The 10,208-nt window shown below is 57.6% G+C and carries 13 protein-coding genes; 12 read left to right on the top strand and 1 reads right to left on the bottom strand.

What is annotated here, in order from left to right; translation table 11 throughout:
* The 12 genes from JWQ90_RS20470 to JWQ90_RS20425 all read left to right on the top strand — a co-directional run.
* Positions 1 to 365: FAD-binding protein (locus JWQ90_RS20470; protein WP_299696880.1), on the top strand; the 365-nt coding region annotated here is incomplete at its 5' end.
* 522 nt (positions 366 to 887) lie between these two features.
* Entirely contained in the window at positions 888 to 1,457 is a 570-nt protein-coding gene (locus tag JWQ90_RS20465) for a hypothetical protein (RefSeq protein ID WP_299696879.1), read from the top strand.
* Between the two features lie 90 nt (positions 1,458 to 1,547).
* The gene (locus JWQ90_RS20460; RefSeq protein ID WP_299696878.1) at positions 1,548 to 1,820 is read left to right on the top strand and encodes a DUF4160 domain-containing protein; all 273 of its coding nucleotides are present in this window, start codon (positions 1,548 to 1,550) and stop codon (positions 1,818 to 1,820) included.
* Entirely contained in the window at positions 1,817 to 2,116 is a 300-nt protein-coding gene (locus JWQ90_RS20455) for a DUF2442 domain-containing protein (protein WP_299696877.1), read from the top strand. The genes JWQ90_RS20460 and JWQ90_RS20455 overlap by 4 nt, the downstream gene beginning before the upstream one ends.
* Before the next feature lie 755 nt (positions 2,117 to 2,871).
* Complete coding sequence (locus tag JWQ90_RS20450) at positions 2,872 to 3,582, top strand: transposase (protein WP_299696876.1); 711 nt, start codon at positions 2,872 to 2,874, stop codon at positions 3,580 to 3,582.
* A 94-nt stretch (positions 3,583 to 3,676) separates the two neighbouring features.
* Positions 3,677 to 3,994 (top strand): DUF4156 domain-containing protein, encoded by a 318-nt coding sequence (locus tag JWQ90_RS29275; protein WP_366919556.1) that lies wholly within the window; start codon positions 3,677 to 3,679, stop codon positions 3,992 to 3,994.
* Positions 3,995 to 4,076: 82 nt separating this feature from the next.
* On the top strand, positions 4,077 to 5,306 hold the full coding sequence (locus JWQ90_RS20445; RefSeq protein WP_299696875.1) for a serine/threonine-protein kinase: 1,230 nt from the start codon (positions 4,077 to 4,079) through the stop codon (positions 5,304 to 5,306).
* Positions 5,307 to 5,408: 102 nt separating this feature from the next.
* On the top strand, positions 5,409 to 5,816 hold the full coding sequence (locus JWQ90_RS29270; protein WP_366919555.1) for a nucleotidyltransferase domain-containing protein: 408 nt from the start codon (positions 5,409 to 5,411) through the stop codon (positions 5,814 to 5,816).
* 112 nt (positions 5,817 to 5,928) lie between these two features.
* Complete coding sequence (locus JWQ90_RS20440; protein WP_299696874.1) at positions 5,929 to 6,933, top strand: serine protease; 1,005 nt, start codon at positions 5,929 to 5,931, stop codon at positions 6,931 to 6,933.
* Positions 6,926 to 7,261 (top strand): hypothetical protein, encoded by a 336-nt coding sequence (locus JWQ90_RS20435; RefSeq protein WP_299696873.1) that lies wholly within the window; start codon positions 6,926 to 6,928, stop codon positions 7,259 to 7,261. The genes JWQ90_RS20440 and JWQ90_RS20435 overlap by 8 nt, the downstream gene beginning before the upstream one ends.
* On the top strand, positions 7,254 to 7,733 hold the full coding sequence (locus JWQ90_RS20430; RefSeq protein ID WP_299696872.1) for a hypothetical protein: 480 nt from the start codon (positions 7,254 to 7,256) through the stop codon (positions 7,731 to 7,733). The genes JWQ90_RS20435 and JWQ90_RS20430 overlap by 8 nt, the downstream gene beginning before the upstream one ends.
* A gap of 45 nt (positions 7,734 to 7,778) precedes the next feature.
* A complete protein-coding gene (locus tag JWQ90_RS20425) occupies positions 7,779 to 9,089 on the top strand; it encodes a hypothetical protein (RefSeq protein WP_299696871.1) in 1,311 nt (436 codons plus the stop codon).
* A gap of 276 nt (positions 9,090 to 9,365) precedes the next feature.
* Here JWQ90_RS20425 and JWQ90_RS20420 read toward each other — a convergent pair whose 3' ends face one another.
* Positions 9,366 to 10,091, bottom strand: a complete 726-nt coding sequence (locus tag JWQ90_RS20420) for a TetR/AcrR family transcriptional regulator (RefSeq protein ID WP_299696870.1) — start codon at positions 10,089 to 10,091, stop codon at positions 9,366 to 9,368.
* Between the last annotated feature and the right edge of the window lie 117 nt (positions 10,092 to 10,208).

Below are 10,208 nucleotides of genomic sequence, written 5' to 3'. Positions count from 1 at the left end.
CCGATCTGCAGGCGGCCAAGAAGGTCGTCTCCGGCGGCCGCGCGCTGGGCAGCACCGAGGCGTTCAAGATCATCTACAGCCTCGCCGACAAGATCGGCGCGGCGGTGGGTGCATCGCGCGCCGCCGTAGACTCGGGCTACGCGCCGAACGATCTGCAGGTCGGCCAGACCGGCAAGATCATCGCGCCGGAGTTGTACATCGCCGCCGGTATCTCGGGCGCGATCCAGCATCTGGCCGGCATCAAGGACGCGCGCACCATCGTCGCGATCAACAAGGACTCGGAGGCGCCGATCTTCGAGATTGCCGACTACGGCCTGGTGGCGGATCTGTTCGTCGCCGTGCCGGAGCTGGAAAGCAAGCTGTAAGCCTTCCGCTTCAACAGCACAATAAAAAACGGGAGCTTCGGCTCCCGTTTTTTTGCCCGCAGTTTTTGCCCCACGGACCACCGCAGGCATACGCATACCGACTTGAGTCCCCCAGAACCGGCCAGCCCCTTCCCCCGCCTGCGGGGGAAGGTTGGGATGGGGGCAAGCCGACAGCGCCGCGCCTTCCGCAGACGAGAGCGTCCATGAAACTCGGGCTTGCCCGCGACCCAGCAGCCCACCGGCCGTGTCACCGCTCGCACCGACTATGCGTAGGACGACCTGTACCGGCACGTCCAATCGCGCCGGCGTTCTATGGCAGCAGCAACGAAAGCTTTGGCAGATGAGCTACGCTGCCGCCAGAGCCCCCGGCTTTGAAAGCCGGATCGTTAGCCGATCTGTGCATCAATATATCCAGCCACCGAGGCAGCGCATGCAGATGGATATCCATACCTGCGGCAACTATATTGACCCGAGAATTTGGCGTTAGCCCCCACCAACCCGCACCCACACTATCATCCCGCGATGGATGCCCAGAAAATCCTCGACTTCTTCGAGCCCTACCCAACGTGGTTCAAGGTGGCGGCCGTAGTTTGCCTCGCGTTCCTCGTAATTGGATTGCTAACGCTTCGACAGACCAAGACCGCCGCCTCAAGCGTCGGAGGTGCCGCATCAGCCGGTGCGACACCCGTGTCAACTCTAGATTTCCCCGGCGGTCCCGCTCTCGCCACGGAATCCAATCAGAGTCTGATCAGCTTCTATCAGCATCGCCAGGCATTGGACGGACGATTCTTCGAATTGCAGGAGTTCGGCAGACAGATGTCCGGCAAGCAGGTCATGTGGGAAGGGTTTGTCGCCGACGTATCCGATCAGGGGGCGAAGGATTTCCCAATCCTCCTCGTCGTGGTAGCAGAGAAGGACAAGGTTGCACAGCTCGCTGTAGTGTCCTTGCCAGAGGCAATGAGAGCGAGGGTCTACTCGCTCCGCAAGAGTGACCTGGTCCGATTCAAAGGAGTCATCTCATCGGCCTCTCAAGATTTCCCCTCTGTCAAGGCTGAGGCGATTGAGTTTCTACCTACCAAACGTGGGGGCTAACAGGCGCTCCAGCCGACGCATTTGCGTCCGCTTCGCTGCGGCAAATCCGCGGCTGAGCTAGGGCGGTGGGCGCCAAATTAGAGTATCGACATGCCTACGATTTCGATGTTTTATGGCGTCATCATCCGAATGTTCTTTTACGACACGGATAAACATCATGTGCCTCACATTCACGCCGAGTACCAAGGGCAAGTAGCCGTATATTCAATTTCCGATGGCGTCGTCTTGGCCGGCGAACTTCCACCGAAGAAGCATAAACTCGTTGTTGCATGGATTGAAATTCATCACGATGATCTTTTTGCAGACTGGCAACTAGCCGTGACCGGACAGAAGCCATTTCAAATTCGAGGGCTCGACCAATGAACATTGTAGAAGTCGTTCCAAAGGACAACTATGTCCTATGCATAAAAGCTGAAGACGGCGAAGTGGGGTTTTTTGATGTAAAGCCATACCTTGAATCAGAAGTCTTCGCACCGCTCAAAAACAAAGACGAGTTTTTGCGGGTGCGTACTGGAAGATACTTCATCGAGTGGGACTGCGGCGCTGACCTTTCTGCGGACACCATACAAGCGCGGTGGAGTGCGGCAGAGATCGGCGCCCAGCAATCGGTTCCAACCGACGTGGCAATGAACGCTTTTTGGCGAAGATCGAGGCCATGACCGGTATCCGCAGGCAGGCGCGGCCACGGGGAAGGCCGTGGCTGGAATCTGAAGCTTCAGAGCTGCCGGCGGTTGGTCAGGGTGCGTTGGAGTTCTAGAAAATGCGAGCCTGGCCCATTAAGTTCATTAAGTTCAATTCTTAAGTTCAATTCTTAAGTTCAATTAAAAGGCTACGCGTGTCCTGAGTTTGGTAGGTGCAGCACGGGCAAAGACTACGTCAGCCGAGCCTTGGATCGCTTCAGCACGACACTGGCTTGCGTCAGATCGATCCAGAGCTGCGTCTGCTCAGCCCTAAGCCGCGTCAGATCAGCAAAAAGCGAATCCCAACGCAAAAAAAAGCATATCCCTTCTCCATCCGGGAGTGTACCGGGGGTAAAAAACTCGACGTCAGACCGACATTAGAGTCCGTCATCCGCACCTTGGTCAGCTTCAGGCCGCCATGAGGTAGCGTCAGACAGTGATGAGACAGCGTCAGACAGCGATTAGTTAGCGTCAGACAGTTATGAAGCCGCGTCGGACCGACCGTGGGTAACTTCCGTCGCAGACGAACTTGCGTCAGCGCCGCATAGGGTAGCTTCTGCGCATCCGGAGAGCCTCAAATGTGACGCAGGTCCGCGACGCAAGCCGGCTTTCACGCACATTGTTTGCCAGCAGCAGCGGGCAGTACGCGCGATCGTAGCCGGGGGGGATTAAAGGGGCCAGGCTCGATTTATTTATGATACCTTGCTGTCATGCCTCGCCGCTCACGAGTTCACTTGGATGGCGTACCGCTGCACATCGTGCAGCGCGGCCATAACCGCGAGCCTTGTTTTTCCTGCGAGGACGACTACGCCAGTTATCTTTATTGGCTGGAAAAGGCGCTGGCGGAGACCGGCTGCGCCTTGCACGCCTACGTATTGATGACCAACCACGTCCACCTGTTGTTGACGCCGCGCAAGGCGGCCGCAGTGCCCAAGCTGCTGATCTCGCTGGGACGGCGCTACGTGCAATACATCAACAAAACCTGGAAGCGTACCGGCACGTTGTGGGATAGCCGCTACAAGTCATCCAGCGTGCAGGCCGACTCTTACCTGCTGCTGTGCCAGCGCTACATCGAGTTGAACCCGGTACGCGCCGCCATGGTGGATGACCCGGCGCACTATCGCTGGAGCAGCTACCGCCACAACGGCCTGGGACAGGCCGATTCCCGGCTCACCCCGCACGCGCTCTATCGAGGGCTCGGCCGCAGTGACCAGGAACGCCAGGCCAACTACCGGGCGCTGTTCCGCACCGAACTGGACCGTGCGGCCGTCGATGACATCCGCCTGGCCATCAATCAGAATCAGCCGATGGGCAATGAACGCTTCTTGGCGAAGATCGAGGCCATGACCGGTATCCGCAGGCAGGCGCGGCCACGGGGAAGGCCACGGCTGGAATTTGAAGCTTCAGAGGTGCCGGCGGTTGGTCAGGGCGCGTTGGAATTCTAGAAAATGCGAGCCTGGCCCCTTTAAGTTGCTTCCTTCAAGTTGCTTTAAGTTGCAAAGTTTGGCCCCTTAAGTTGCTGCGTTAGGAGCGTAAAAGATGAGCCGAACTACATTTCTGGCAATTGTTTCATTGCTCTTGGCATCGTGCGTCACGGTGACCCTCTCACCCGAAGGCTCTCAAGTCAGGCTCACCTCCAATCCAGACGTAGTGAAGGGCTGCAGCTACATAGGCTTTGTGCAGGGCACTGACCACATGAATGGAGGGCTAGCCGGCCAAGGAGCCGCGGAGGAAGATGCAATGAGAGAAATTAGAAACAACGCAGCAAAAATGGGTGCCAACACAGTCAATCTCATCGTTACTACTACAGGCTTTTCTGGTTCTGCGGTTCGTGGGGAGGCCTACAAATGCTCCTAATAGCCATGCGTTCCAGCCGACCCGTCTCGCCTTCGGTGGGTCAGGCGGCTGAACGCGGGCGTTGGGCGACTAGGAGAGAGCGGTGAAAAAGCCAAAGCAGATCCGTACAACCTACTCGAATTACTACATTGACGATCTTCTGGGCGAGGGTGGCAGCGGCGTTGTATACGGTGCGACCGACGACGAGAAAGCGCATTTCGCTATCAAGTTTATTGCACCGGAAAAGGCGTCGGGCGAAAAGCTTAAGCGATTCAAGAATGAGTTGTCCTTCTGCAGTAAACACACGCATCCATGTCTGATTCGAGTTGTCGACAATGGGATCACGCTTGAAGGCGCACCATTCTTCGTGATGCCACGGTATGAAGGCTCTTTGAAGCGGCTAATGGGCAAGTTGGAGCCCGACCGCGCGATGCGTATTTACTCTCGAATACTTGACGGGGTGGAGGCTGCTCACAAGCTGGGTGTGGTTCATCGCGACATTAAGCCCGAAAATATTTTGATAAACAGCGAGGGTGACGCAGCCGTACTTGCGGACTTCGGCATTGCGCACTTCGAGGAAGAAGAGTTATTCACAGCAGTAGAGACCAAGCAGCAGTCGAGGCTCGCAAACTTTGAGTACGCAGCCCCTGAGCAACGTAGTCGTGGAACGGCGGTTGGCGCTGCAGCGGACATTTATGCGCTGGGGCTGATCCTGAACGAACTCTTCACGGGCAAGGTGCCGCATGGGACGGGGTTCCAGCGAGTCCAGTCCTTCTCGGAAAAGCATGCGTATGTTGATCAAATAGTTGAGCGAATGCTGGCACAGGATCCGAAGGGTCGTCCCGCCTCAATCGAAGACATTAAGAAAGAATTGATATCCATGGGAGAGGCGTATGTGTCGCTCCAGAAGGTCAGCGCCCTTGAGAAGGAGGTCATTCCCGCTGCTCAAGTTGACGATCCAATCGAGGCGGACCCGATGAGGATCGCAGGCATTGATTGGACCGACGGAACACTGACCATATCCCTTAGTCACCCTGTGAATCCACGATGGAAGTGGGCCTTCACTAACATGGGCGGGCAAACAGCTGTTTTGGGAAAAGGTCCTGAAGCATTCTCGTTCGGAGACCGGCGGGCCTCAATCAGAGCAGACGAGGGGGAGGCGCAGCGGATCATCGACTATTTCAAGCAATGGATGCCAGTGGTCCATCAAGTCTACGCTCGTCGATTAAGGGACGACCTTCAACGCGAGGAGCAAGAGAAGCGAGCTGCTCTAGAGGCAGCGAAAAAAAAGGAACTCGACCGTGCGAAGTTGCTCAGCTCTCTTCGGTTCTAAGGCGCCTGACACGTTGCGCCCGACGCCCCTGCCTCCGCGGCTTCGCCGCTCCGGCAGGGCCGCGGGTGAACGTGAGCGTTATGCGCTGAGGAATGCATCGACGTGAACTCCAATTGCGTTCCGCCACATGTTGCATCTCTCATTGAGACACTAAAGCGGAATGAAATGGTGTTTGAGATTTGGCTGATCGGCTCTCGCGTTAACGGCACGGAGAAGCCATCATCGGATTGGGACGTTCTCGTTATGGCTACCACTGAACCTTCAGTACGTCAGAAGGATCATGCCGATATTGATGTCATATGGTGCGGTCCGTCCGGCGCATGCTTGGCGGGAGGGTGCGCTCAGAACCTCGCATTTCCGTTCTCTGACTTCAGTTGGTTGGAAAGCGAAGGGAACGCATCTTATAGGGGGCGCAAGTTCACCGAGTTCGAGTACGGTGTGGCGCGAGATATATCAGAGCCGGTTCAAGTGCGCACGAGGCAAAATGCCGTTTGCCTTTGGCGTCGTTAGAGAGTCGAGTGAGTAACGCGCACAACAATAGCTTCCAGTCGACGTTCACGCTTTCGCTTCGTTCCGGCGGTGCCGCGGCTAGGGCAAAGTGTTGGGTATCCTGGAGGGTGCAGTGACCGATTCTCGCGAGCGGTTCTCAAAGCTAAGGCCACTCAACGTTGAGGAAAGAGTTCGGCTCGTATTCCTTGCCCTCAACTTTTTCTCGCCTTTGAACTACGAGAAGTCCTGCCTAGATCTAGGGCGCACCCCAGAAAAGGGGAAGAGTGTTCCGTTTGAAGGCAATGACTTCATCGAGTACCTAACCCGAACGGGACATTTGAAGGATGCCGAGAGATACAGGCTTCGAATTCAAGACCTTCTGGCGCAGCTTTCAAGTTCCAACGTGCTGCAGTTTATGGGGCCCGGACGAAAGGCGATGTCCATAGGCAGCTATTACTTTATGCGAGAGATCACCTCGCTTCAGAAGCTAGGTCCGCTGTGGCTGACGCATATACTTGGGGCAGAATTTCTTTACGAGTATTTGGGCCAAGTAATCCATCAAGTCACGGGCACCAACGCAGCGGGGGACACCGTCGCCGGCACCGCTTTGTCTCTAGGACGTGGGATCTTGCTGACATGTGCGCACGTCCTATCTGACATGAAGGTCGACCCAGTCCAAGTGTTCAACGGCAACGAGTTCCGTGTTCAGGCCACTCGTCAGCATCAGCATATTGACGTCGGCCTTGTATGGGTAGAGCCGCAGTTGGAATCGCTTCCGGATCTGGCCTTCACGGATCCTGTCGTTGGGGAGAGCGTCTATACACTCGGTTACCCGCGTGTGCCCTTGTCAATCCAGCCCTCGCTGATCATGCACCGCGGAGAAGTTACTAATCCGGGGGTCAACGTTTTTGGCGGTCACTCAGTGTTTCTATTCTCGGCGATCGCTCGTCCGGGAAACAGCGGTGGCCCCATCGTGTCGGAGCGGGGCTCGCTCGTCGGTCTTGTGTCTCAAGAGCTTTCAGAGAGTGCTGCGAGACCTGCACAGCCGTTCTTCGCTGGCGTAGCAAGCAGCAGTATTCAACGGGCAGTTCGGGAACTCGTGCCTGGGCTGGAAATACCCATGGAGCGGTATGAATGACGCCCAACAACACGCAGCCGCCGAGGTCTCTGCCTTCGCCGCTTTGCCGCTCCGGCGGGTCCGCGTCTTAAGCTGGGCGTTGCGCTTAGTGCCGAAGCTCTCATCGCCATCCAGAGAACCTTTATTTCTAAACTACGGCGCCATCCAGTCCAATAATCCAGACGGGAAGGCGATGGCGCAGCAGCGCCGCGCCACCGCACTTTTCCGAGCAGAACAGGCCGACACATTGAAACTAGCTGGCACCCGTATTTTTGTTCGCGAAGCCTGCGATCGGATGGTGCATGCGTACCGTACACAGGTGGCACCGCGAGCCATTGCCGATGTCTGAGCCAACCTGGGCAGAAACCAAGGGGAAGATGGCGCTGGTGGTCGCGTCACGGATTCAGCGCGAGTCCATGGCGATCGAGCGCGCGCCGAGCGCTGCAAAAATGGAACTGGCCTGCAGGCGCACGTTGTTGCTGATGCAGTCGGTGAGGGACCTGCCGGAGCTTCGCGGTCTCATTGCCGACTTCGACCAGCACTTGGCGCGAATCCAGGCCATAGAGCGTGTGGCGTCCGCCGTCGAATGCGTCGAACGCTCCTACACCTTCAGGAGGCGTGGGGATGCCGCTGCCGAGCGAAACGAACTGCTTGGGGCTCTCGCCCTGATCCGCAACCGGGAACTCACCAACCGCGACTTCGAGATCGCCGCGGTAATGCCGAAGGACACCGGTGAGATCGTGAAGGTCGAGAACGTGGTGGAGCGATTACGCCAACTCGGCTGGACCTATCAGATGGACGACTTGCCGCCGCAATGCTAGCGGCGCCCCGATATCGGCGCAAAAAGAAACACGAGGACAGCCTTAGTGATACTCGACAAGAACGAACAAGCCGCCTCAGTCAATAAGCCCTGGGGTGTTGGCGATATCTTCGGCCTTGAGATTCCGGCCGATGCCGAAACGCTGGTCTCAAACGGCACGGATTTTCTCACGAAGGCTTTTCATGCCTCCGGCGCTCTAGCCGCTCACAACAGCGTTAGTCGCATTGTTCAAGCACAAGAATTTCTTGGTGGCGGCACCGGGAAAAAGCTGTTGCTGACGGTTGCGTACGAATTGTCTGAGCCGGGCTTGCCCGAGCAGCTGTTCATCAAGTTTTCGCGGAATTTCGACAACGCGCTGTGGGACAGAGCCCGCTTCCTGATGATCTCGGAAGCGAATTTCGCGGTGCTGTCCAGATCGCCGGATTTTCCGGTTACGGTGCCGGCCTGCCTGTTTGCCGACATCGAGTCGGAGTCTGGCACCGGGCTGATCATTTCCGAATGCATCAGCTATGGCCGCAATGGAATGGAGGCGATTTATCCCAAGTGCATGGATTACGCGGTGCCAGAGCCGCTTGAGCACTACAAGGCTATTTTGAGGGGGCTTGCAAAGCTGTCGGGAACACACCGGGGCGGTCGATTGCCGCCAGACTTCGACAAGAAATTCCCTTACAAGCGCGAGCAGGCTTCGGCGGTGTTTGCGATTCAGGTGCCGGAAGAGAAACTGATACAGCGCGCAAACCGGATGTTCGATTTCATAGCGCGCTACCCGAAGCTGTTTCCGGAGAACGTGCGCACCTTGGAGTTTCGCCAGCAATTCATTCGCGACATTCCCGATGTGCTTGCCGCAGCAAGCCGCATCAGGGAGGTTCTATACGGGAACCCTGACTTCATCGCATTCGCTCACTGGAATGCCAATATCGATAACTGCTGGTTCTGGCGGGATGCCGAAGGCGCGTTGCAATGCGGCTTCATCGATTGGGCAAACGTTGGGCAAATCAGCGTAGCTCAGTCGATTAGCGGGTCGATCAGCGGGGCCGAACCCTTGATCTGGAATGAGCATCTGGATGAACTGCTGACGGTTTATATCGAAGAATATGTGGCCCACGGCGGCCCGCGATTGAGCCTTGAAGACTTGAGGCTGCACAATCTGCTGATCGTTGCCGTTTCCGGTGTGGCTTACTCCATGGGTGCGCCCATCGCCATAGAACGGGACATCAAGGACATCGACGCCGTTGAAAGTTATCGGGATGCCTGCTTTCTTGAGCATGAGAACGCCCGAATTCAGCTGCATATGATGACGAAGATGCTCAACGTATGGCAGACACGGAAACTGGGCGACGTGGTCCGCAAGCTGTAGATGGCGAGCGCGTCTTCGGTTCGTATGCGGCGAGAAATCCCCTCTCCCTCCGGGAGAGGCCGCCTCAGCTTCATAGCAGCCGGCTTGATGCCCGGAACCGGCCATCCCCCTCCCCCGCACGCGGGGGAGGGGGATGTACTTGGGTGGCGCCATGTTCCTTGCGGACCTGCTTATGGGCCATGACCCGCCGTCGTCAAGCCTGAGCAAAAGCGGCGGGTCACGACCCGCCCTACGGTCTGCGCAAGGTTCCCAGAGAGGGGCAGGTGGGGGTCTCGGCTAGGCGGCTATTGCCCGCAGGCAAAAAAACCAGAGATCTCTGGCCAGACCCGCCATCCGCGCAGGGTCGGGAGCCGCTGTCTCTCGAGTGAGCAGCTCGGTGTGCGCGGTCGTCGAGACCAGGTTGTAGAGCAGAGCCGCAAGGCGTCGAGGATCGGTGGATCGAATGGAGCCGACGCTCATCCCGTCTGACAGCTGCAGCGCGATCACTTCGAGCAGTGGGCTCAGGGCCGTCTGGAGATCCTCGGGCCGGGATTGTGCGAGCCGTAAATGCTCGCGACTCATCGCGGCGCCGCGCCGCCAGATCGTCGCGCTCTGCGTGTGGGTATCGGTGCTGCGGCCGAGAACGATTGAGGTGACGATCATTTCCAGCCGTGCCAGCGGGTCCGCCAGATTCGCCACCTGATCGCGATAGTGTCCGGCGGCGAGGCGGATCGTGTGCTCGAACACCGCCAGCATCAGCTCGTCTTTCCCCTCAAAGCGTTCGTAGAACGCCCGCCTGGACAACCTGCTGTTCTTGAGCACTGCGCGGATCGTGACGCCGTCAAGCCCCGCTTGCTCGAGCAGGGCATACGCGACTTCGACGATGCGACGGCTGCGTTCAAGGATCTGGTCGCGCCCGACTTCCAGTACGCGGGTCGCAGACCGCTCCTCCCAGCGTGCTGGTGCGTCCAGCGCCGCGACGCTGCCAGGTTCGGACAATTTTCCCTTTCTCAAAATCAGCAAACCCCGGCGCGAGAACGAAGTTCTGCCGTATCCGCCTCATAGCGGCCAGCCATTTGGATCATCGCTTGACATTACCATGCGGAGAGCATCAAATATTCGAGAACAACGTTCTCAGCG

This window comes from Hydrocarboniphaga sp., assembly GCF_028291725.1.
Taxonomy (GTDB): domain Bacteria; phylum Pseudomonadota; class Gammaproteobacteria; order Nevskiales; family Nevskiaceae; genus Hydrocarboniphaga.
Note: the sequence above shows the minus strand (reverse complement) of the source record. Positions and strands in the feature narration are given on the sequence as shown.